This is a genomic window from Sporosarcina luteola (genome assembly GCF_023715585.1).
GTDB classification, from domain to species: domain Bacteria; phylum Bacillota; class Bacilli; order Bacillales_A; family Planococcaceae; genus Sporosarcina; species Sporosarcina luteola_D.
On sequence record NZ_JAMBOK010000002.1, the window covers coordinates 446264 to 468533 of the forward strand.

23 protein-coding genes and 6 tRNA genes are annotated in these 22270 nt (G+C 47.3%); 27 read left to right on the top strand and 2 right to left on the bottom strand.

The annotated features are described in order from the left end of the window. Window positions 1-23: 23 nt before the first annotated feature. Entirely contained in the window at window positions 24-1211 is a 1188-nt protein-coding gene (locus M3193_RS12675) for an FtsW/RodA/SpoVE family cell cycle protein (protein ID WP_251628201.1), read from the bottom strand. Window positions 1212-1422: 211 nt separating this feature from the next. Here M3193_RS12675 and M3193_RS12680 point away from each other — a divergent pair, with 211 nt between their 5' ends. From M3193_RS12680 to M3193_RS12705, 6 genes are all read left to right on the top strand, one after another. Further along, complete coding sequence (locus tag M3193_RS12680; protein ID WP_251628203.1) at window positions 1423-2487, top strand: D-alanine--D-alanine ligase; 1065 nt, start codon at window positions 1423-1425, stop codon at window positions 2485-2487. Window positions 2488-2499: 12 nt separating this feature from the next. Then, entirely contained in the window at window positions 2500-3873 is a 1374-nt protein-coding gene (locus M3193_RS12685; RefSeq protein ID WP_251628206.1) for a UDP-N-acetylmuramoyl-tripeptide--D-alanyl-D-alanine ligase, read from the top strand. After that, window positions 3870-4574, top strand: coding sequence for an alpha/beta hydrolase (locus tag M3193_RS12690; protein ID WP_251628207.1), 705 nt, complete (start codon window positions 3870-3872; stop codon window positions 4572-4574). The genes M3193_RS12685 and M3193_RS12690 overlap by 4 nt, the downstream gene beginning before the upstream one ends. 357 nt (window positions 4575-4931) lie before the next feature. Continuing rightward, on the top strand, window positions 4932-6428 hold the full coding sequence (locus M3193_RS12695) for a DEAD/DEAH box helicase (protein ID WP_251628209.1): 1497 nt from the start codon (window positions 4932-4934) through the stop codon (window positions 6426-6428). A 112-nt stretch (window positions 6429-6540) separates the two neighbouring features. Continuing rightward, window positions 6541-7020: a PH domain-containing protein gene (locus M3193_RS12700; protein ID WP_251628211.1), complete on the top strand. Its 480-nt coding sequence runs from the start codon at window positions 6541-6543 to the stop codon at window positions 7018-7020. Then, on the top strand, window positions 7013-8530 hold the full coding sequence (locus tag M3193_RS12705; RefSeq protein WP_251628213.1) for a PH domain-containing protein: 1518 nt from the start codon (window positions 7013-7015) through the stop codon (window positions 8528-8530). The genes M3193_RS12700 and M3193_RS12705 overlap by 8 nt, the downstream gene beginning before the upstream one ends. A 75-nt stretch (window positions 8531-8605) precedes the next feature. On the opposite strand, the gene M3193_RS12710 is transcribed toward M3193_RS12705, so the two are convergent. Next, window positions 8606-9211, bottom strand: coding sequence for a rhomboid family intramembrane serine protease (locus M3193_RS12710; RefSeq protein ID WP_251628215.1), 606 nt, complete (start codon window positions 9209-9211; stop codon window positions 8606-8608). A 97-nt stretch (window positions 9212-9308) separates the two neighbouring features. Here M3193_RS12710 and acpS point away from each other — a divergent pair, with 97 nt between their 5' ends. From acpS to M3193_RS12815, 21 genes are all read left to right on the top strand, one after another. Then, complete coding sequence (gene acpS, locus M3193_RS12715; RefSeq protein WP_251628217.1) at window positions 9309-9659, top strand: holo-ACP synthase; 351 nt, start codon at window positions 9309-9311, stop codon at window positions 9657-9659. 272 nt (window positions 9660-9931) lie between these two features. Continuing rightward, complete coding sequence (locus M3193_RS12720; protein WP_251628218.1) at window positions 9932-10936, top strand: LolA family protein; 1005 nt, start codon at window positions 9932-9934, stop codon at window positions 10934-10936. A gap of 67 nt (window positions 10937-11003) precedes the next feature. Beyond that, window positions 11004-12110, top strand: a complete 1107-nt coding sequence (gene alr / locus M3193_RS12725; RefSeq protein WP_251628220.1) for an alanine racemase — start codon at window positions 11004-11006, stop codon at window positions 12108-12110. A 171-nt stretch (window positions 12111-12281) separates the two neighbouring features. Then, window positions 12282-12548, top strand: coding sequence for a transcriptional regulator (locus tag M3193_RS16745; RefSeq protein ID WP_285851980.1), 267 nt, complete (start codon window positions 12282-12284; stop codon window positions 12546-12548). A gap of 4 nt (window positions 12549-12552) precedes the next feature. Beyond that, entirely contained in the window at window positions 12553-12903 is a 351-nt protein-coding gene (locus tag M3193_RS12735) for a type II toxin-antitoxin system PemK/MazF family toxin (RefSeq protein ID WP_060205884.1), read from the top strand. A 159-nt stretch (window positions 12904-13062) separates the two neighbouring features. After that, window positions 13063-13893 carry an RsbT co-antagonist protein RsbRA gene (locus tag M3193_RS12740; protein WP_251628223.1) on the top strand — a complete coding sequence of 277 codons (831 nt, stop codon included), beginning with the start codon at window positions 13063-13065 and terminating at the stop codon, window positions 13891-13893. Beyond that, the gene (locus M3193_RS12745) at window positions 13890-14252 is read left to right on the top strand and encodes an STAS domain-containing protein (protein WP_251628225.1); all 363 of its coding nucleotides are present in this window, start codon (window positions 13890-13892) and stop codon (window positions 14250-14252) included. The genes M3193_RS12740 and M3193_RS12745 overlap by 4 nt, the downstream gene beginning before the upstream one ends. A gap of 2 nt (window positions 14253-14254) precedes the next feature. Beyond that, window positions 14255-14656 carry an anti-sigma regulatory factor gene (locus tag M3193_RS12750; protein ID WP_251628227.1) on the top strand — a complete coding sequence of 134 codons (402 nt, stop codon included), beginning with the start codon at window positions 14255-14257 and terminating at the stop codon, window positions 14654-14656. Window positions 14657-14670: 14 nt separating this feature from the next. Next, window positions 14671-15681, top strand: coding sequence for a PP2C family protein-serine/threonine phosphatase (locus tag M3193_RS12755; RefSeq protein ID WP_251628229.1), 1011 nt, complete (start codon window positions 14671-14673; stop codon window positions 15679-15681). 73 nt (window positions 15682-15754) lie between these two features. Further along, complete coding sequence (locus M3193_RS12760) at window positions 15755-16096, top strand: anti-sigma factor antagonist (RefSeq protein WP_251628231.1); 342 nt, start codon at window positions 15755-15757, stop codon at window positions 16094-16096. Continuing rightward, complete coding sequence (rsbW, locus tag M3193_RS12765) at window positions 16083-16556, top strand: anti-sigma B factor RsbW (RefSeq protein ID WP_285847146.1); 474 nt, start codon at window positions 16083-16085, stop codon at window positions 16554-16556. Before M3193_RS12760 ends, rsbW begins: the two co-directional genes overlap by 14 nt. Then, a complete protein-coding gene (gene sigB, locus M3193_RS12770) occupies window positions 16531-17316 on the top strand; it encodes an RNA polymerase sigma factor SigB (protein WP_251628233.1) in 786 nt (261 codons plus the stop codon). The genes rsbW and sigB overlap by 26 nt, the downstream gene beginning before the upstream one ends. Then, a complete protein-coding gene (locus M3193_RS12775; protein WP_251628242.1) occupies window positions 17316-17912 on the top strand; it encodes a PP2C family serine/threonine-protein phosphatase in 597 nt (198 codons plus the stop codon). Before sigB ends, M3193_RS12775 begins: the two co-directional genes overlap by 1 nt. 87 nt (window positions 17913-17999) lie before the next feature. Continuing rightward, a complete protein-coding gene (locus M3193_RS12780) occupies window positions 18000-20159 on the top strand; it encodes a Tex family protein (protein WP_251628244.1) in 2160 nt (719 codons plus the stop codon). A gap of 21 nt (window positions 20160-20180) precedes the next feature. Continuing rightward, window positions 20181-20636: a SprT family protein gene (locus M3193_RS12785; protein WP_251628246.1), complete on the top strand. Its 456-nt coding sequence runs from the start codon at window positions 20181-20183 to the stop codon at window positions 20634-20636. Between the two features lie 564 nt (window positions 20637-21200). Further along, window positions 21201-21275, top strand: a tRNA-Glu gene (locus M3193_RS12790). A 101-nt stretch (window positions 21276-21376) separates the two neighbouring features. Further along, window positions 21377-21451, top strand: a tRNA-Gln gene (locus tag M3193_RS12795). A gap of 163 nt (window positions 21452-21614) precedes the next feature. Next, window positions 21615-21690 (top strand) — tRNA-Lys (locus M3193_RS12800). Window positions 21691-21755: 65 nt separating this feature from the next. Further along, window positions 21756-21842, top strand: a tRNA-Leu gene (locus tag M3193_RS12805). Between the two features lie 20 nt (window positions 21843-21862). Further along, a tRNA-Arg gene (locus M3193_RS12810) sits at window positions 21863-21939 on the top strand. A gap of 10 nt (window positions 21940-21949) precedes the next feature. Then, a tRNA-Gly gene (locus M3193_RS12815) sits at window positions 21950-22023 on the top strand. The last annotated feature ends 247 nt before the right edge of the window (window positions 22024-22270 follow it).

A 22270-nucleotide genomic window follows, 5' to 3' on the forward strand; every position in this document is an offset into this window, starting at 1 on the left:
TATTTTTATAAGTCATTTAGTAACTATTCGTCTTCCGAATCAAACATATATGTCCGATGGTGGAATTTCATACTGAAAATCAATCCGATTGCGAGCATATTGCTGAAGAGAGAGCTGCCTCCGTAGCTGATAAACGGCAACGGGATTCCGGTAATCGGCAGCAACTGGATGTTCATGCCGATGTTTTCAAAAACGTGAAAGGCGATCAACGCGATAACGCCTGTGCATACATATACACTAAACGGATCTTTAAGTTCCAATGCAACTTTAGTTAAATGGAAGATCAGGATGAAAAAAAGGAAGATGACGATGCTCGTGCCGATGAAGCCGTATTCCTCGCCGATGACGCTGAAAATGAAATCGGTGTGGTTTTCAGGTATGTATACTTCCCGTCCATGGAACCCTTTGCCTGACAGTTCTCCCGAGCCGATCGCCGTCATCGCCTGAATAAGGTTATAGCCTTCATCAGATGGGTATGAGTATGGATCGAGCCATGAATAGACGCGACGGAACTGGTAGCGGTCGAAGCCGAGCACATTTTCCATGAAGTCCTGCGCATATACCGCCATCCAAAGGAGACTTGCGCCGAGTGCCGCCCCGCCCGCGAATAGAGGAAGGATGATCTTCCAGGAAATGCCGGCCACGAGAATGATGGCGACCGTGATGGCGATGAACACCAACGATGTACCGAGGTCGGGCTGCTCTGCAATAAAGAACAGCGGGACGATCAATGTGGCTGCGATTTTACCTAATAGAAGGAAATCCGTCTTCATCGTTTTATTCAAATGGACCTCTTGGTGCTTGCTGACAAGCTGCGCCATCCCTAAAATGAAAAATGTCTTAATGAATTCGGAAGGCTGGATTCTGCCGATGATGGGAAGGTTCAGCCATCTTTTGGCGCCCATTCGGATTTCCGCGATCTGTCCATCGCCTCCAGGGGCAACCATCAGAAACAACAACAATAGGACACCAAATCCGTAAAGAGGCCACGCGAGTTTCTTATATTGTTCCGGCTCCAAATAAATGGTGGCTGCGATGATAACCGAACCGACAACATACCATCTGACTTGAAGGAGCGCAAAGTTAATAGGGCCATATTGTTCGGCGGTCTGAGCAGATGCGATTGCAAAAATACCGACAATCGCAAGCAAAGCTAAAATGAATGCAAGCGTCCAATCAAAACGGTCGGCCTGCTTCTTTTGGAGATTCAAAACATTCACCTTTTCTACTGAACTTTTAAAATGGTACTTAGAGTATAACGTAAGTAGCCCCTATAATCATATCTTTCAAAGTGACGTCCTGGCGGGCAGGAAGTTGCCCGGTTTGAAAAAGGTCCTTCCGGATCATGCAATTATACGAACGGGTACGTCGTTTCGTGGTAAACTATAGGAACGAAAATCTAACGGTTAGTGAGGGAGATTTATGAAAAAGAAACTGGGTTTAGTGTATGGCGGTAAATCTGCGGAGCACGAAGTATCCCTATCAACTGCCACGGCGGTTACAAATGCGATTGATTTTGATAAATACGAAGTAATTCCTGTTTATATAACGTATGAAGGCGAGTGGAGGAAAGGGGAGCCGCTTGCTGCTCCCGCTGAATCGATTGAGCAATTGAGGTTGGAACGAGTTGGAGGAAAGCCCGACAGCATTCATGACTTTTTGAATGGAAACGGGACGCCTGACATCATCCTTCCGCTATTGCACGGAACAAACGGGGAAGATGGAACGGTTCAAGGGCTGTTCGAAGTAATGAACATCCCTTATGCAGGTAACGGCGTGCTGTCTTCTTCCGCGGGCATGGATAAAGTCGTCATGAAGCAGCTATTCGAACAGGTTGGACTGAAGCAAGTCCCTTATGTCCACTTCGTCCGCAACCAATGGAAAAAGGACCAACAGCACTGGGTCGAAAAAATGGAGAAGGAATTGACGTTCCCGATGTTCGTCAAGCCTGCGAACTTAGGCTCTAGCGTCGGCATCAGCAAGGCGACAGATCATGACAGCCTCATTGCCGCAGTCAATTTCGCCTTGAAATTCGACCGGAAAATCATCGTCGAGCAAGGCGTCACTGCGCGTGAAATCGAAGTCGGGATCCTGGGCAATGATGATCCGGCGTGCTCTGTACTCGGGGAAATCAAACCTGTGGCGGCATTTTATGATTACGAAGCGAAATACCAGGATGGCAATACAGAATTGCTTATTCCTGCACCGGTGACTGACGAAGTGGAGACGACATTGAAGGATATGGCGATCCGTGCATTTAAAGTGCTGGATTGCGCCGGGCTCGTACGGGCTGACTTTTTCGTGACGGATCAAGACGAAGTGCTCATCAATGAAATCAACACGATGCCGGGCTTCACGCCGACGAGCATGTTCCCACTGCTATGGCAGAATACGGGCACCTCCTACCCGGAATTGATTGACAGGCTGATTGAATTGGCGCTCGAACGGCATGAAGAGAAGAAACAGATACAATATACAATGGATTGAGTGTGATAGATTGTGAAACGTTTATTGACAGTGCTGGCAGATTGGCTGCAAGCGGAAGGGCAACTCATGGGCGATGTGCTTGTGAGCGGGGTGTCGATTGATACACGTACTCTTAAAGAGGGTGATCTGTTCATCCCATTCCGCGGCGAACAGGTAAATGGGCATAAGTACGTCCGGCAGGCAATTGAAAAGGGGGCGGCAGCATCACTCTGGATGAAAGATGAGCCTGGTGCTCCTGCTGACATTCCCCTCATTCTTGTCGATGATCCGGAACTCGCGTTGCAGCAACTCGCTCGTGCGTACCGGAAAGAGCTTGCGTGCAAATTCATTGGCATCACCGGTTCGAACGGCAAGACATCAACGAAGGATTTGGTAGCAAGCGTCCTTTCGCCGTACTTCAATGTGCGCAAGACGGAAGGCAATTTCAATAATCAATTAGGGTTGCCGTTGACGATTTTGTCATTGGAAGAAGAGACGGAAGTTGCTGTCCTTGAAATGGGGATGAGCGGATTTAATGAAATTTCATTCCTGTCGTACTTGGCAAAGCCGCATTATGCCGTCATTACAAATATCGGTGAAGCGCATATGCAGGATCTCGGTTCCCGCGAAGGGATTGCAAAGGCGAAATTCGAAATCATCGATGGACTGCAAGAAGGCGGTGCTCTTTTCTATGATGGCGACGAACCGTTATTGCATACGTTAGTTTCCGCGCATCCTGAGGTAAGGGCGATATCTTTCGGCCGCTCCGATAAAACAGGTCTATCCCTTGTCTCAACTGAATCGGGGGATGAAGGAAGCCGTTTCTCCGTTACAGGAGTTCTAGACGGCAGTTTTACAATTCCTGTTTTCGGTTCCCATCAAGTTAAAAACTCACTTGCCGCAATTCTGATCGCACATGAACTTGGTCTCAGCCACGAACAGATCGACGCGGCACTCCGCCAATCTAAGCTCACAGATATGAGAATGCAGCCGGTCGTTGCTGACAATGGCGCGTTGTTCATCAATGATGCGTATAACGCCGCGCCGACATCGATGCAGGCAGCACTCTCGTTCCTGCGCGAAACAGGACTTCGGACAGAAAAATGGGCCGTTTTGGGAGATATGCTGGAACTTGGCGAAAATGAACGGCATTACCATGAATCGATTGCTCAGCAGCTTGGCACTATAAGCTTAAAGGGAATCCTTTTATTTGGACCGCGAATGAAATGGCTTTATGAAGAGCTGCAGAAAAATGGGAATGAAACCAAAATCATCTGGTCGGAAAACGATTATGATCCATTGATCGAGTCGCTTCGTTCATCTATCGACGGCAATTCCATCGTCTTGTTGAAAGGGTCGAGGGGCATGGCGCTGGAAAGGATTATGGATGGTGTATTGCAGGCATGAAGACAGGTGTATTATTCCTTCACGGATTTACCGGAGGAATGTTTGAAGTCCGCCCTCTCATTCGTTATGTGGAGGAGAGGACGGACTGGATCACTTCAGTACCAATTTTCCCTGGGCATGACTTTCCGGTCGATTTGAGCAAGGTTTCCGCCGAAAACTGGATGATGGAAGCGGAGCTTGCCCTCAACCGGTTGAGGAAGGTGGCCGACCGCATCATCATTGTCGGCTTTTCAATGGGAGGAATTATAGCGCTTTATTTAGCGCTGCGCTACAAAATCGAAAAGCTCGTCTTGCTCAGTGCGGCTGCAAAGTATATTAGTCCGCGCATCCTACTTGCGGACGCAGCCGTTTTATTGTCTAAAACCGTGACAAAAAGTTTTCCGCCGAACACGTTCTATCATTTGTACGACTATAAATTACGGCATACACCGCTCCGTGCTGCGAAGGAGTTCACGCGGGTCGTCAAAATGGTGGAGCCGTATTACGGTAAAATCACTACACCCGTCTGCGTAGTACAAGGGAAGAAGGACGGCATCGTTCCTTTTTCGACGGGGGAGCACTTGTTGCGCGCACTCGGCTCTCAACAAAAGCAGCTGATCGTATCGGAAAACGGAAAACATCATATTTGCTACAGTGATGATAACCGCGAATGGTTCGCAAAGGTGTATGAATTCATGAAGAAAGCTTCCTGTGAAGACTGATTATTCCTTTTAAAGCGGATTGATTGCGGATAACTGTCAGGCGTGATAAACTACTATGAGTATTGGATACATTTACACGAGACTCTTCCGGTGACGAAGAGTACTTTTTTTTGAATAAAAAGGTTTAACGTCTCCCAGATCATTATTCAGGAGCGAAACCCGATCGGCAAAGACAAGCTTTCCTTTTCACTATTGCCTCTGAATTTTTATGAAGTTCAACCCTTGAACTTTTATCCACTCCAGAGAATACAAAATATCGGAAACGTTCCCATAGAAGTTTAAGGCTCGAATTTGCCGTGCTTTCATTTGCAAATGTAACCAATTGCTAAATGAAGAAATCAAAGGAGATTGAGAAGTTTGACGAAATTTTCAGAACTTAATATTAGCGAATCCACACAAGACGCTCTAAAGCGTATGGGGTTTGAAGAAGCGACACCCATCCAAGAAGGAACAATCAGATTCGGCATGGAAGGCCGCGACGTTATCGGCCAGGCGCAGACTGGTACGGGTAAGACTGCTGCATTCGGTATTCCGATCATTGAGAAAATCGATGTGAACAATCCTGCAGTGCAAGCATTAGTCATTGCACCGACACGTGAATTGGCGATTCAAGTATCCGAAGAAATCTATAAAATCGGATACGGCAGACGCGCTCGTGTATTATCTGTGTACGGTGGCCAAGAAATTGGTCGGCAAATTCGAGCATTACGCAATAATCCACAAATTATTGTCGGAACTCCGGGACGTATTCTTGACCATATCAACCGTAAAACGTTGAAACTGAACAATGTGAATACGCTCGTCCTTGACGAAGCGGATGAAATGCTTAACATGGGCTTCATCGAAGACATCAACACGATTTTGGCAAGTGTTCCAGATACTCGCCAGACACTTTTATTCTCTGCTACAATGCCTCCTGCAATCCGCAAAATTGCTGAGACATTCATGAAAGAGCCTGAAATTGTAAAAATCAAGTCGAAAGAAATGACTGTTGAGAACATCGACCAATACTTCGTTAAAGCACAAGAAAGAGAAAAGTTTGACGTACTTTCACGTCTGTTGAACGTTCACCAGCCTGAGCTTGCAATTGTGTTCGGTCGTACGAAGCGCCGTGTCGATGAAGTGGCACACGCATTGAGTATCCGCGGCTACTTGGCAGAAGGAATCCATGGCGACTTAACACAAGCAAAACGGATGTCTGTTCTTCGCCAGTTCAAGGACAATAAAATCGACGTTCTCGTTGCAACAGACGTAGCGGCTCGAGGACTCGACATTTCTGGTGTTACACACGTTTACAACTTCGATATTCCACAAGATCCAGAAAGCTATGTACACCGTATCGGCCGTACAGGACGTGCTGGTAAAAGCGGTATGGCGATTACATTCGTAACGCCGCGTGAAATGGGTTATCTCCGTACTGTAGAGGAAACGACGAAAAAACGGATGACTCCACTTCAGCCGCCGACTGAAGATGAAGCATTGATCGGTCAGCAACGCCTTGCATTGGAACAGCTAGCTGAAATCGTTGAGAAAAACGAATTGACTGATTATCAGCCGTTAGCAGCTGAGCTTCTTGAGAAATTCGAAGCGAAGGATCTTGTCGCGGCTGCGATCAGATCATTGACGAAAGAACCAGATGATACACCTGTTAAAATTACAGAAGAACGCCCATTGCCTTCTCGTAATTCGGGCTCACGTGATCGTGGCGGCTACAAAGGAAGTCGTGGCGGCGGACGTTCACACGGCGGCGGACGCGGTTATGGCGGAGGCGGCGGTTCACGTCGTGGAAGCCGTGACGGCGGAGGCGGACGTAGAGACCGTTCAAGTAGTTCTAGAGGCAAATCGGATAGATAATAATACCCCCGGAGATGACAACCTCATCCTCCGGGGTTTTCTTTTTTTAAAATGAAACATTTTCACTGCCGCTGCGTATACAATAAAAGAAATAGAAAGAGGTGTTGTGGAAGTGAGAGCTCAACCCGCAAACAGGATTTCTCCGAAAGGCTTGAAAGTCTGGCGATTATACGGCTGGATTCAAACAATCATTCTAGCATTGATAGCCAGTGGTGTCGGCGTACTCGTATACATATTTGAATGGCCATTCTGGATCTATCCGCTGGAAGCCGTTGTACTCCTCCTGTTCGCCTATTTCATCATCATTTTATTCCCGAAGGTGAGATGGATGAGATGGCGGTATGAAGTAAGGGAGTCCGAAATAGAATTGCAACACGGTCTGTTCATTGTGAAACGGACATTGATACCGATGGTGCGCGTACAGCACGTTGATACATCACAAGGTCCGATCCTGCGGAAATACGGTTTGGCTGAAATCTCGATTTCAACGGCAGCCACGGTCCATACGATCCCTGCGTTGATCATGGCGGAGGCGGATGAACTGCGAGGCAGGATTTCCGTGCTTGCAAGGGTGGCGGAAGACGATGTCTGAACAGCAGCGTTATAAATTGCATTGGATCACTGCGCTTATTGAGATGCTCAAAACATTGAAAGAAGCGATTCTTCCGCTCGTCGTCCTGGTTTTCGCCAATGGATTCAAAGGTGGAGGGACAGGTCTCTGGTATGTGGACTATTTATCCTTCCTCATCTTCGGTGTGTTGATCATCAGTTTATTCGTCAGCGGTATCATTAAGTGGAAACGGTTCGAATATTGGTTCGAGGACGATGAGCTACGGATCGAGTCGGGTTTATTCGTCAAGAAGAAACGGTATATCCCGTTCGACCGTATCCAAAGCTTGGACTATACAGAAGGAATTTTTCACCGACCGTTCGGGCTTGTGAAGGTGAAAGTGGAAACAGCGGGCAGTTCTAACGCGAAGCAGGCAGAAGGGGAATTGACGGCGATCACGAAAGCGGCCGCTAAGCGTGTGGAAACCGAATTGGCTGAAGCGAAGAAGCGGCAGAAGGGGATGTCTGCTGAAGAGATTGGAATGGACACTCCTCTGGTCGCTCCTATGGAAGAGATGCCCATTAAAGAGGAATCGAACTTCCGTAAAGTGTTCTTGATGTCATCGAAGGACCTGTTGGTGCTTGCTACTACTTCCGGAGGTGTAGGTGTCATCCTGTCCGGTGCGGCAATCTTCCTTTCGCAATTCGGGGAGCTGCTGCCATTCGAGTGGATGTTCGAAGAGATTTCCTCCTTCATCAAGTTCGGTGTGTTGATTGTGGCGATCGCTGTTTTCCTCGGCTTGCTCGGTGTGTGGATCCTATCTGTCGGAATGACGCTCCTTTCCCATTACAATTTTACTGTCGAAATGAATGAGGAGGACATTGTCATTACGAGGGGGCTGCTCGAAAAGAAGAAAGTGACCGTACCTTTAAAACGGATCCAAAGCGTCGTAGTCGTGGAGAATCCGATCAGGAAGTTATTTGGGTATGCTACGGTATCTATCCATAGTGCTGGGGGCGGTATTGGTCAAAACTCGAAGATCAATTTATTCCCGATTGTGAAAAGGGATCGGGTATTGCTCTATTTGGAGGATGTCTTCCCCGATTTGCATTTGGAAGAGCCTGCGAATAGGCTAACTGCAAAAGGAAGGCCGTTCTATTACCGCATTGACTTTTTGTGGATGCTGCCGGCCATCGGGGCGCTCACCTATTTCTTTTTCCCGTACGGCCTGCTTTCGCTCGCGATCATCCCTGCCATTATAGCGCTCGGCATTTGGCAGCATCGCTCCGCCGCATATGGTATTGTTGGCAATCAGCTGACGTTCCGCTTTAGGGGGATCAGCTTGCAGACGGCATATATGAAGAAGAAGCGGATCCAGTCCATGGAAATGAAACAAAGTTACTTCCATAGACGAAAAGGCGTTGCAACGGTCATCGCCAACATTAAATCCGGCATGGGCGTCTTTCATGCAAACGTGCATCATATGGAAGTCGAAGAGGCGGAGAGGATTTTCAATTGGTACGAAAAAGGCGGTTCGACAAGTGATGAATGAAATAAAAGCCTGCGAATTGCTCGCAGGCTTTTTGTGAGTGGTGCTCGCAACGCTTTGCTTGTGCCCGTTACTTTGTCATTTTCGCCAACTTACAATCCGTTTTGGGTTGAAATAGCTTAGTCCGATGATGAAGCCGACGATCAATCCTGCGATATGTCCGATGACATTGACGCCGGGCTGCAGGAACGTCATAATCACGCTAATGACGATGATCGGCAGCATAATTTGACGCAACTGTGGAAATGCGTTTTTCGTATAATAGACGAGTGCGCCGAACGCGCCGAAAATGCCGAAAATCGCACCGCTCGCTCCTACATGGGCGAAATCCGGACCGCCGAGGAAGAAGGAGGCAACGTTGGCGAAAATGCCTGACAATAGGTAAATTGTCAGGAAGCGCACCTTGCCGGCAACCCGTTCAAGTTCCGGACCGAAAATGAACAATGAAAACATATTGAATAGAAGATGCATGAGTCCTGCATGTAAAAACATCGGCGTGACGAGCCGCCACCATTCCCCTGCGGAAATCATTGAATTGATTCCGACGCCCGTATAATATAAATACCGGCTTCCTTGTATCGGCAATCCCGTTACAATGTAAACGAGGATATTAATGGAAAGCAACGCGGTTACGAACGGATACAAACGTATATACTGGGAAAAGTTTTCTCTTCGAATAAACACTTTTTTTCACCTGACCTTTGGTTTTATTATACATAGTTTATGATTGGATAAGAAGCGCGAACTGCCTTCACAATTGTGCATGAAAGGGACGAAGATAATGATAATGGGCATCGGATTGGATATCGTGGAATTGGATCGTATAGCTAGGTTGGATGAACGATCGGATAAATTCCGGTTGCGCATCCTTTCAAATAAAGAGCTTTCGCTGTACGAATCGCTGCCCGCGCAACGGAAGAATGAATTCCTGGCCGGACGTTTCGCGGCGAAAGAGGCATTTGCAAAAGCGAAGGGCACGGGAATCGGGAAGGGCTGCCGTTTTGAGCAGATTGAAATATTGAAGGAACCATCAGGGAAACCGGTGCTATTTTTTGACGGGAAGGAAGTCGCCGGCTTCGTATCCATCACACATACCCGCACTGTGGCGGCTGCGCAGGTCATTTTAACTTAATCCAGCAAACACCAGCTGGATTAAGTTAAACCTCCGGTGGATGTCACGGATTTTTAAGGGAGTTTGGAAGGCGACCAAATGCGCGACATCGTGTCGCAACGGTCGCATGACCTACTTCCTGTAGGCCTCAAGCTCGATAAAAATCCGGACGCAATTACGTCAAGACGTAATTGATTTAGGAAATAAAAGATTCAATGTAAACAAGCTAGCATAAATGACTGTCCACTCTCATAAGATGACCTACCCGATTGAAATGAGAAAGGATGAACTGTATGCGCAGCCGAATTTTTGTTTTATTGCTAGTTGCAATCATGACACTGCTAGCAGCTTGTGGATCACCGTCTAAAGAGGATGTCATGAAGAAGCTCAGTGGGAAGTGGAACGAGGCGAAAGGGTACGAACTGCAGGCGACGATGGAGATCAAAACAGGTTCTGAACCAAGGGTGTACGATGTAACTGTATGGCATACGAAACCTGATTTTTACAAAGTGAATGTAGCACAAGCAGGAAGCCAAGAATCCCAAATGATCGTCAGGAATGAAGAAGGCGTTTTTGTCATCACGCCATCGCTCGGAAAGACGTATAAGTTCCAAAGTGATTGGCCGACGCAAAACAGCATGCCGTATTTGATCGGCACGCTTTCGGATGACATCAAGGCGGATAAGAATTCCACAATGCAAGAAAAGGATAAGACGTATGTTTTCGAAACGGCATCAAGGAATAATCATAAGAAAGTCCTTCCGATGCAGCAAATCCATATTGATAAGAAAACATTGCTGCCGAAATATGTATCCGTCATGGATGAAAACAAGCAAGAGAAAATCCGTGTAACGTTCAATAAAATAGCACTTGGCGTAGAGCACAAGGCATCTGAATATCAAGTTGATATGGAGAAGGCTCAGCCTGAGAAAAAACCGCAATCGACCGAAGATGGCCAGACAGGCATGATGAAGTACTATCCGAACTTGAATTGGGAAGGTACGGTCATTGAGGAAGAAATGGTCGCTACAGAAAACGGAACAAGATTTTTCACGACATTCGGCGGTGGAGACAAGGAATTCATTGTCGTCCAGGAGCCGGCAGAGACTCCGGATAATCAAATGGCGGTGTCCATCGAAGGAGATCCGGTCGACTTGGGCTTCACTGTGGCGGCGTTGACGAATAACTCGATCCGTTGGGAGCAGGATGGAGTGGCATTCTTCGTCGCATCATCCACATTGACGGCTGACGAGTTAATAGAAGTCGCATCTTCAATGAGTCCTGAAAATAGCAAATAATATTAATTGACGTAAAAAGCTTATAGGATTGATAATAGAGTCATCGAGAGAAAAATGAGGGATTCAGATGGAGAATTATCGTCCTACAAAGGCAAATGTCAATTTACAAGCGATACAAGAGAATCTTAAAAACTTGCAACATTATTTACCTCGCCAAACAGCCGTCATAGCCGTCGTGAAAGCGGACGGCTATGGGCATGGAGAGGTCGAAGTGGCACAAGCCGCCATTGAAGCAGGGGCCCGGATGGTGTCGGTAGCGACGCCTGACGAGGCCTTGCATTTGCGGGATGGGGGCATTACCGCCGATATCCTCGTCATGGGTTTGTCTCCGGTCGGATTTGCAGCAAAGGCCGCTTCACTAGGGATCCACTTAGCTGTTTCAGATGCCGGATGGCTTCGCGAGGCGGCCGATTATGTCAAGGAAGCCGATCATCCGTTGAATATCCATGTGAAGATCGACAGCGGAATGGGTCGGATCGGTCTACGGGATGAAAATGCCCTTGAGGATATCATTGAAGTAATTGAAGGATCGACTAACATAAGTCTTGTAGGCGCCTTCACTCATTTCGCCTGTGCGGATGAAGAGGATCCTAGTAAAACGGAGGAGCAATTCAATCGTTTCATGGAGTTGGTGGCTGAGTTTCCACAAAGGCCGCCCCTCATCCATGCTTCGAATAGTGCAGCGACTTTGCTTTATCCGCAATATGCACTTGACGCCGTCCGGTTCGGCATCGGTCTTTACGGCATCGCACCTTCCACTTATGTAGGGACGAAATTGCCGTTTGAATTAAAGAAAGCTTTCACGCTCGAAACGGAATTGGCGTATGTGAAAAAGGTCGGTAAGGGCGAACGAATCAGTTATGGGGGAACGTATGAAACTACGCAAGATGAGTGGATCGGTACGTTGCCGATCGGCTATGCAGATGGCTTGAATCGAGGGCTGCGCGGCCAGGATGTGTTAATTGGCGGAGAACGTATGCCGATCGTCGGTACAATTTGCATGGACCAGTGCATGGTGAAACTGCCGCACGAATTCGCTGCCGGTGAAAGAGTGACATTGATCGGCAGGCAGGGCGATGAGGAAATCACGATGGAGGAATGGGCGGACCGGCTCGGGACGATTCCATATGAAGTCGCGGTGACAATTGGAAAACGCGTGCCGAGAATATATTGAGCCTAACATGGATAGGATGAACGCAGTTCCATCTTTCGACAAATGACCACAATATTTGAAGATTCTTGTCAATAAAAATCCTTCTTTGTCTTCTCATTGTCGAAGTTCAATGGTAAGATAGACTTTGAATAGAATCGATCGAGGGAACGGGGTCTGTCGGAGGTGCTAGAATTGCGAGAGAAAAACATAAAAATCGTAAAAGTATCTAAAGGGAATGAAATTGAACATACGGCCGTCCATCAGGAGCCGGAGCGCGGAGAATTCGCTTATGTTTCAACGAAGCGGTATATGTCTGGTCATGAAGCGGATACAATCCGTGAAGCGATGATGATCGGCTACGTTGAAATGTCGCAAATCAACTTACGAATCGCAAAGGAATGCTTGCATGCGGAACTCGAAGCCCAGCATACGGTGGAACGTCTCGTAAGCGGAGGATGAAAAGTTGGCAATAAAACGTGGGGACGTCTTTTTTGCAGACCTGTCACCCGTCGTTGGTTCCGAACAGGGAGGGACGAGACCGGTACTTGTCATCCAGAATGACATAGGCAACCGGTTCAGCCCGACAGTGATCGTTGCAGCGATCACTGCACAAATCCAGAAGGCTAAATTGCCGACACATGTCGAAATTGATGCGGAACGGTATGGGTTCGAGCGGGATTCCGTGATCCTGCTCGAACAAGTCCGCACGATTGACAAGTCGAGGCTGACGGATAAAATCACCCATTTGGACGAACCATTGATGGAAAAAGTTGACGAAGCGCTGGAAATCAGCTTCGGGCTTGTTAAATTTTGAATACATATGTAAAAGCACTGCGGACCTCGTCTTCCGGAGTGTTTTTTTATGTTCAAAAACGTTTTTAGAGGTAGCAGCTGTAAATAGATGTCTAATTCAATTTTTTTCTGTACAATGGGGGTATGGGATTTTCAATTTGGCAGGGAGGCATTTTAACGCATGGATAAAATAATGGTAGAAGGCATCAATAAGAACATGGACGAAATCATCGAGCGTTGGATCAGGAGGATGAAAGAGGAGAAGGGAGAACGCTTTTTCCACTTCATGCCCGATCATCTCGTCGAAAAAACAAGCAGGGAATTTGCGGAGCTGATGACTTCCAACATTTCCGACTCATCTGCTGCGAACACTGAGAGAATCAACGACTTCACTGAGAAAGTCGTCCGCTTCGGCTGGGCGATCAAATTCGTCAATAAGGCGATCGACAATTTTTCGGATGTCGTATACGAATTTCTGGAAGAGCAGGAGATCATCAACGAAAGCAACTTGCGTACGTTCAATATCATATTCAGAAATTGGATCAATCCATTACGTGAAAGCATTATCGATGCCTATTCCACAGAATGGGAAAGAACCGTCAGCCTGCAGAAGATCGCATTGCAGGAGTTGTCTGCGTCCTTAATTCCAGTATTCGACAAAATATCAGTCATGCCTTTAGTCGGAACGATCGACACGGAACGCGCGAAGTTGATCATGGAGAACCTTCTGGAAGGCGTAGTGAGCCAGCGGGCTGAAGTGGTGCTGCTCGATATTACAGGAGTCCCGGTCGTAGATACGATGGTTGCGCATCATATTATCCAAGCGGCGGAAGCGGTCCGTTTGGTAGGTGCGAAATGCATGCTCGTCGGCATCCGTCCTGAAATTGCACAGACGATTGTCGCACTAGGCATCAACCTACATGAATTCACAACGAAAAGCACATTGCAGAGGGGAATGCAGGCAGCTTTGGGTATGACAAATCGAGCAATCGTGGAGGTGGAAGCAAATTGAATGCACGTATACCGATTTTGAAATTAAATGAAGTCCTAATCGTGTCGATCCAATGGGAGCTGGATGACCAGACGGCCATTCAATTTCAGGAAGACCTATTGAATAAAATGCATAATACAGCGGCTCTCGGCGTTGTAATCGACTTGACGCCGATTGATTTCATTGATTCCTTCATCGCAAAAGTATTGGGGGATGTGATCAATATGACTGGTTTGATGGGCGCAAAAGTGGTGATCACCGGAATTCAGCCTGCAGTTGCCATTACATTGATCGAGCTTGGAATCCGCTTGAGCAACGTAATGACTGCGCTAGATTTGGAAAACGGTTTGGATAAACTTTATAAAGAATTGGAGGCCTGAAAATGGATCTTAGGTCTTCTGTAGAGATAATCACGGAATGGGATATCGTTGCTGCAAGGCAATTAGGGCGTAACGAGGCAAAGAAGGCCGGTTTCGGAACCGTCGACCAAGCTCGCATCACGACCGCAATCAGCGAATTGGCGAGAAATATTTATCTTTATGCAGGCAAAGGGAAGATTGAAATTGAGAGAGTGACTGACAATGGGAAGTTCGGCATCAAGATCATCGCTTCCGATGAAGGTCCAGGAATCCCTGATCTGCGTAAAGTAATGGAAGACGGCTTTTCGACATCTGGCGGCCTCGGAGCGGGAATGCCTGGAGTGAAACGGCTTATGGACGAGTTCAAAGTCGCTTCGGAAACCGGAGCTGGAACGACCATTACCACAACAAAATGGCTTCATTGAGGAGGCGATAGCAGATGCCACAAGAAGTCGGCAGGCAGTATAAAGAAATTATGGGAAAATATTTGGAGAGCCCGAGTGAAGAAGATCTTTACGTCGGGCAGCAATTCAGCAGGCGTTTCATCGAAAAGGAAATCGCGCCTGAAGATGTCATCAGCATTCACAAAACCGCATTAATCGAGCTGCATCCCGAGCTGCAGGACGAAGTGTGGAATTCCTTGGACTTTCTGATCGAGATGATGATCCATTACGGTCTTACATTGCGTGAGCACCAGAGTCTCATCCGTAAACAGGAAGCGATCCAAATGGAGATGAATGTCGCGACGAAAGTGCAGGACACGCTTCTGAAGACGAAGATGCCATGTGTCAGCGGCCTGGACGTGGGATACATTTCCCAGCCTGCTACACAGATGAATGGTGATTACGTCTATTTCCTGAATAAGAAGCACGAATCGGGCGTCGCCGTAGCGGATGTGATCGGTAAAGGGATACCTGCGGCATTGTGCATGTCTATGATCAAATTTGGCATGGACGGATTGCCTGATGGAAATACAAGCCCAGAGAATGTCCTTGGCATCATTAACCGCATTGTCGAAAAAAGTGTCGATGACTCGATGTTCATTTCGATGTTTTATGGCAAATATAATGCTGAAGATACGACATTCTCCTACGCGTCGGCTGGTCATGAACCAGCATTGCACTTTACTAACAGCACAGGGGAGTTTTCGGAGTTGGATGCCAAGGGATTGCTGCTCGGCGTCAAACCGGATACCGAATACGAGGAGCGCTCGGTCGTCCTGAACGATGGGGACTTCATTGCAATGATGACAGATGGCGTCACTGAAACGAGGACGGAAGACGGGTTCATTGACATGAATACCATCCAAAACCTTCTTCGTGAGGTGAAAGACATGTCGGCTCAGCAAATTGCGGAACATGTCTATCATCACCTTGCGGAACTTCAAAACTATCGATTGAGCGACGATTTTACAATTGTCATCTTCAAAAAAGAGCCGGAACAGGTTTAACTTTTTGATTGGCGGGTATGTAAGGTTGTAGTGTATTATTCAAATACAAATATCGAGAGTTGGGGTGCAGGAAATGAATTTACAAGTTGAGTTGCTGGAACAAAATAGTGTTCAATATTTCAAGGTTGTCGGGGAAATCGATGCATTTACGGCACCTGTTCTACGGGAGCGTCTTGCGGCTGTGGAAAATGTCCAAGGTTTGAAGGCGGAGCTGGATCTATCCGAAGTGGACTATATGGACAGTACAGGCCTCGGTGTTTTCGTAGGTTTCTATAAGGCTGTTTCCGCTAATGGCGGGCATGTGAAGATAACGGGCTTGAACAAACGGTTGAACCGCCTGTTTGAAATTACCGGTCTGAATGAAATTATCGATATTGAACAGAAGGAAAGTGAGGACCATAATGCAACATTATGATTATATAGAGATCAAGATACCCGCAAAAGCCCAATATGTCGGTGTTGCTAGATTGATGATTTCAGGCATTGCAAGTCGGCTCGGGTTTACATACGATGACATCGAAGACTTGAAAATTGCTTCAAGTGAGGCAATAACGAATGCTGTCCAACATGCTTACGGCCAGGACGAAGACGGTGAAGTCGTAGTCGGGTGTGCACTGTATGAAGAGCGGTTGGAGATCATGATTGCGGATCATGGAACAAGTTTTGACTTTGAAGAGACGAAAAAGCATATCGGTCCATATAGCGACACATCAGATGCCCGTTTCCAGCGCGAAGGCGGACTTGGGCTTTATTTGATGGAGACGCTCATGGATGAAGTTAAATTTCATCACGAGGAGGGCGTGACGGTCTTTATGACCAAATATCTCGGCAGAGAGCGAGGCGAAGAAGATGTCAAACGAACAGCCAACTCATAAGCCGGATACGAAAGAGAAAGTGTTGGAGTGGATCAGGCAGTACCAGGAGACGAACGATGATGATGCACAGACGAATCTTGTCCTTCATTACGAACGGCTCGTCCATTCCATCGCCCGCAAATACTCAAATGGGAAGCCATACCATGAAGATATCGTCCAAGTAGGAATGCTTGGCCTTCTCGGGGCGATCCGCAGATATGATCCGGACCTCGGACGCAGCTTCGAAGCATTTGCAGTGCCAACGATCGTCGGAGAGATCAAGCGGTTTCTACGCGATAAGACATGGGCAGTCCATGTCCCGCGACGCATCAAGGAGCTCGGTCCAAAAATCAAGGCCGCGGTTGAAGCATTGACGATTGAAATGCAACGTTCGCCGCTCGTGAGTGAAATAGCGGAATACTTGGGTACCGATGAAGAATTGGTCCTGGAAGCGATGGAGATGGGGAGGAGCTATCAAGCCCTGTCGATGGACCATACGCTGGAAGCCGATTCAGAAGGCGGCACAGTCACCTTGTTCGATATCATAGGAGAATCGGATGACGGATTTGAGAGGACAGACCACCGACTAGTCGTGGCAAATGCGCTTAATGTGTTGTCGGAACGCGAAAAGCAGATTATCCAATATACATATATTGAGCAAATGAGCCAGAAGGAAGCGGGGGAACGTCTCGGTATTTCTCAAATGCATGTGTCCAGATTGCAGCGGAAAGCGATCAAAAAACTTCAAGAAGCCATATTGGCAGCTGGTGGTGCATCGTAGTGGAAGTGTTCAAAAATGATCATGTAGAGGCGTACATTTATAACGCAGCGAAGCATGGCAATATCGAGTCTGGAGATACGTACTATATTCATTCCGAAGAGGATTACTTCATCTGTGCAATTGCCGACGGTTTGGGAAACGGTAAAGTCGCAAGGCAATCCGCGGAAGTGATTCCTGAAGTCCTTGAACGCTTTCACCACGAAACGCTCGACGAATTGCTGAGCCGCTGCAATGAATACATGGTGCAGAAACGCGGAGCGGCCGTAGCAATTGTGCGTGTCAACTATAAGGATGGCACGATTGAATACAGCTGTATCGGAAATGTCAGGATGTATATTTTGCATGGTCGTGAAAAGATGATTTATCCTTTGCCCGTCATGGGATATCTATCGGGAAGACCGCAGAAGATGAATACCCAGACATACAAGTACGAAGTGGGCGATCTGTTTTTCCTTCATTCGGACGGAGTGACGCTGAACAGCCCGAAAGCAAGTTTGAAACAGAGCACCAACGCGTATGAATTGTACAATATCGTAAAAGAATCGGCACAATCCGGCGACGATGCCACATTCATCGCCGGCAGCCTGCTTCAGTAAATTGAAGCAGGTTTTTTTGTGTGCGGGAATGGAGTAAGAATACCCATCAATGGTAAACTGGGATTATGAAGGAAAGGGTGGGAATGAATGACGAACAGTCTAATAGAAGCAACTGCAAAAAGAGCATCGATCAGTACGAAGCAAACCGCCAATGTCATTTCTCTTCTCGACGAAGGCAACACGGTCCCTTTCATCGCACGGTACCGGAAAGAAGCGACCGGCTCACTCGATGAAGTGGAGATCAAAGCGATCGAGGATGCATACCATTATGAAAAAGGGCTGGAACAACGGAAAGAGGAAGTCATCCGGTTAATTGAAGAGCAGGGGAAATTGACTGACGAACTGAAAAAGGAAATCCAATCGGCAACGGTGTTGCAACGCATTGAAGACTTGTATCGGCCATACAAGCAGAAAAGACGCACCCGTGCGATGATTGCGATTGAAAGCGGACTCGAACCGCTTGCGGACAAGTTAATGGCATTCGGTCGGGAAAATCCGGAAGAGCTTGCTGCGGCTTTTGTGAATGAAGAGAAGGCGGTCGCATCCATCGACGAGGCGCTTCTTGGAGCACGTGACATTATCGCAGAGCGAATTGCGGATGACGCTGCACTCCGGGAAAGCGTGCGGAAACTTGCTTGGTCCGATGGCCAAATGGCTTCCGTGCTCCGTAAAGGGGCCGAAGATGAACGCGGTGTGTATGAAATGTATTATGAATATGAAGAACCGTTGAAAAAGATTGTCCCTCACCGTGTGCTTGCGTTGAACAGGGGAGAAAAAGAAGAGGTCCTGCGTGTAGGCGTGACGTTCCCGGCGGAGCGGATCATCGGTGTCCTTGAGCGCGAATTGATTAAAAAACAGCAATCTCCTTCAGCCCCGCATGTAAAAGAGGCTACAGAGGATGCATTCAAACGGCTGATCGCTCCGTCTGTCGAGCGGGAAATCAGGACAGCGCTGACGGAGAAAGCGGAAGCACAAGCGATCCATGTATTCTCGGAAAACTTGAAGAGTCTTCTCTTGCAGCCACCTTTAAAGGGCAGGATGGTGTTAGGCGTCGATCCCGCTTTTCGTTCAGGCTGTAAATTGGCGGTCATTGATGAAACAGGGAAGATGCTAGAAGTGTCGGTCATTTATCCCCACCCTCCGAAACCGGATAAGGAAGCTTCGAAGAAAATGATTCTTTCAACACTCGCGAAGTATAAGATACCGATCATTGCAATCGGCAACGGAACAGCCTCGAGGGAAACGGAAAAATTCATTGCAGACTGCATCAAGGAATCGAAAGAGCCCGTTTCATATGTCATCGTCAATGAAGCGGGGGCAAGTGTCTACTCGGCATCGTCCCAGGCGCGGGAAGAATTCCCTGACCTCCAAGTCGAACAGCGGAGCGCCGTTTCCATTGCACGGAGATTGCAAGACCCATTATCCGAACTCGTTAAAATCGATCCCGAATCGATCGGCGTCGGCCAATACCAGCATGACGTTGCGCGGAAAAAACTATCCGAATCGCTATCGTTTGTTGTTGAAACTGCGGTGAACCGGGTAGGCGTGAACGTGAATACCGCTTCCTCATCTTTACTGCAATACGTGGCGGGCCTATCGAAAACGGTAGCAGAAAACATCGTCAAGGCGCGTGAAGAGAATGGGTTGTTCGAAAAACGGACTCAGCTGAAGAAGGTTCCGCGTCTCGGCGCGAAGACATATGAACAGGCAATCGGCTTCCTACGCATACCGGAAGCGAAAGACCGATTCGACTCGACCGGTCTCCATCCTGAAAGCTATATAGTTGCGGAGCAGGTGCTCGCGGAAGCTGGAGTGGACAAAAGTTTGTTAGGGAAGGAAGAGGCAGTGAATGCCTTGACTGCTTTGGATATCCCGACGTTAGCTGCGAAATTGGATGTCGGCGAAGTGACATTGCGCGATATTATCGATACGCTTAAACGTCCGAACCGCGACCCGCGTGACGACTACCCGCAGCCGCTGTTGAAAGCGGACGTCCTCGACATGAAAGATTTGTATGAAGGACTTGAAATGCAAGGGACTGTCCGGAACGTCGTCGACTTCGGTGCATTCGTCGATATCGGCGTATCGGAAGACGGACTCGTCCACATTTCGAAGTTGAAAAAAGGATTCGTCAAGCATCCGCTGGACGTCGTCGCATCCGGAGACATTGTAACCGTCTGGGTGGAAGGTGTAGATAAGAACAAAGGCAGGATTTCGTTGACGATGATCCCTCCAAAAGGGAATTGAGCTGCGAACGTGAAGACCGGAATGGAACAACGTAATCTGCAGCAACTCGTCCAACAACTATCTATAGAAGCTTTCGGAAAACCATTCATACATGAAGCGCGTTTCAATCCCCGCCTACGAACGACAGGCGGGCGATATAAACTGTCCGACGGCTCCATTGAAATCAACCCGGCAGTAGTAGAGCTCTATGATATGGAAGAACTCGTCGGCATCATCAAGCACGAACTTTGCCATTACCATCTCCATCAAGAAGGAAAAGGGTATCGACATGGAGATGTCGACTTCAAAAAGCTATTGCGGGAAACCGGATCGCCAAGATATTGCAAGCCGCTAGGGAAGCCGTCGAGTAAACCGAAGAAGATCCATCTCTATCAATGTAAATCATGTGGATTGGAATATAGAAGGAAAAGAAGAATGGATGTGCGGAAATATCGATGTGGGAAATGCGCCGGGGAAATCGTTCTCATTCAAGCATAAACACTTTCTGTGGAAAGCCAGCGAAGTAAGTACGCATAAATCCATATGAAAATGCATAAAACGGTTTAGACACGCATAAATCGGATAACGTGCGCATAAAGTCGTCGAATTGCGCATAAATCGGATAATGTACGCATAAAGCACAGCGAGTAGAGCATGATCGCATGAAACGCGCATAAACTGGTTTATGCGCGTTTCTAAAGATTTATGCGTCCTTCTTGCTGGTTATGCGTGAATCGGCGGACTTATGCTTCTCTTGGAGAACTTATGCGTAAATCTATGATTTTATGCGTCCTTCTTGCTGTTTATGCGCTTTTAGAATCCAATCCAGATGAAGATCCTGTAAGTCGAAGCGAAAAGTATCCTCGAAGCATCGTAAGAATAAAACCAGCGATTTTGCCTAACACGAATTAAGTAAACGCTGTAGATAAGCGGTTTTTCAGATTGTGAAAAATTAATTCAACAAAAAGTGTTGACGAATGGATAATGAGTGTCTATAATAGGAAAAGTCGATTAGGGAATGGCGTTGAAACAAAACAAACTCCCTTCTCCAATTAAATAGATGGCCCCTTGGTCAAGCGGTTAAGACACCGCCCTTTCACGGCGGTAACACGGGTTCGAATCCCGTAGGGGTCACCAACTTTTATGTATAACTTCCAGGTTTATGTACAAAGTAAAAGGGGATAGAAATTAAGCCCTGCGATGTACAGAGTTTCGAGCATGTAAGTTGATCAAATTGTTGGGGTATAGCCAAGCGGTAAGGCAACGGACTTTGACTCCGTCATTCGTTGGTTCGAATCCAGCTACCCCAGCCAAACTTTTTTAGCGCTTCGCGATTAAAAAAGTTTTGCGAGAAACGCCTCCGGCGTTTGGAGCAAATCGGTTTTAATACCCAAAGCAACACAAGTACTAAACAAAACTCAACGTCTTCATATAAAAGGATCACAATCCTTACCAACAAGACAATACAACAAGCACGAGCCATTAGCTCAGTTGGTAGAGCATCTGACTTTTAATCAGAGGGTCGCAGGTTCGAATCCTGCATGGCTCACCATTCTTTTTTAAAAAACTATTGACATCTTTACTGAGAGTAGTATAATAAAGTGTGTCGCAAATAATGCGGTAGTGGCGGAATGGCAGACGCGCTAGGTTGAGGGCCTAGTGGGGGTTAACCCCGTGGAGGTTCAAGTCCTCTTTACCGCACCATATTCCATATAGCAAACCGAGCGCCCGTAGCTCAATTGGATAGAGCGTCTGACTACGGATCAGAAGGTTATGGGTTCGACTCCTGTCGGGCGCGCCAAATTTCATACGCGGGTGTAGTTTAGTGGTAAAACCTCAGCCTTCCAAGCTGATGATGAGGGTTCGATTCCCTTCACCCGCTCCAATAATTAATTTCAAAATAACGCTTGACGCGTTAGAGTGAAAATGCTATACTAGAAAAGTTGCTGCAAGAGAGCAACACAATGAACCTTGAAAACTGAACAGCAAAACGTCAACAAATAAGGTTCTGGAGCCGACTCTGTCGGTGAAAAGAACAAACGAATCTTCGGATTCAAATTGACATCTTAATTGATGCCAGCAAGAAACTCGAGCTACTCGAATTTCTCTATTATGGAGAGTTTGATCCTGGC

Bases quoted from the DNA above. Each gene is read 5' to 3' on its own strand.
- M3193_RS12680 (WP_251628203.1), top strand. From the start codon at position 1,423: ATGAAAAAGAAACTGGGTTTAGTGTATGGCGGTAAATCTGCGGAGCAC.
- M3193_RS12690 (WP_251628207.1), top strand. From the start codon at position 3,870: ATGAAGACAGGTGTATTATTCCTTCACGGATTTACCGGAGGAATGTTT.
- M3193_RS12705 (WP_251628213.1), top strand. From the start codon at position 7,013: ATGTCTGAACAGCAGCGTTATAAATTGCATTGGATCACTGCGCTTATT.
- acpS (WP_251628217.1), top strand. From the start codon at position 9,309: ATGATAATGGGCATCGGATTGGATATCGTGGAATTGGATCGTATAGCT.
- M3193_RS12720 (WP_251628218.1), top strand. From the start codon at position 9,932: ATGCGCAGCCGAATTTTTGTTTTATTGCTAGTTGCAATCATGACACTG.
- alr (WP_251628220.1), top strand. From the start codon at position 11,004: ATGGAGAATTATCGTCCTACAAAGGCAAATGTCAATTTACAAGCGATA.
- M3193_RS12740 (WP_251628223.1), top strand. From the start codon at position 13,063: ATGGATAAAATAATGGTAGAAGGCATCAATAAGAACATGGACGAAATC.
- M3193_RS12750 (WP_251628227.1), top strand. From the start codon at position 14,255: ATGGATCTTAGGTCTTCTGTAGAGATAATCACGGAATGGGATATCGTT.
- M3193_RS12755 (WP_251628229.1), top strand. From the start codon at position 14,671: ATGCCACAAGAAGTCGGCAGGCAGTATAAAGAAATTATGGGAAAATAT.
- M3193_RS12760 (WP_251628231.1), top strand. From the start codon at position 15,755: ATGAATTTACAAGTTGAGTTGCTGGAACAAAATAGTGTTCAATATTTC.
- rsbW (WP_285847146.1), top strand. From the start codon at position 16,083: ATGCAACATTATGATTATATAGAGATCAAGATACCCGCAAAAGCCCAA.
- sigB (WP_251628233.1), top strand. From the start codon at position 16,531: ATGTCAAACGAACAGCCAACTCATAAGCCGGATACGAAAGAGAAAGTG.
- M3193_RS12780 (WP_251628244.1), top strand. From the start codon at position 18,000: ATGACGAACAGTCTAATAGAAGCAACTGCAAAAAGAGCATCGATCAGT.
- M3193_RS12785 (WP_251628246.1), top strand. From the start codon at position 20,181: ATGGAACAACGTAATCTGCAGCAACTCGTCCAACAACTATCTATAGAA.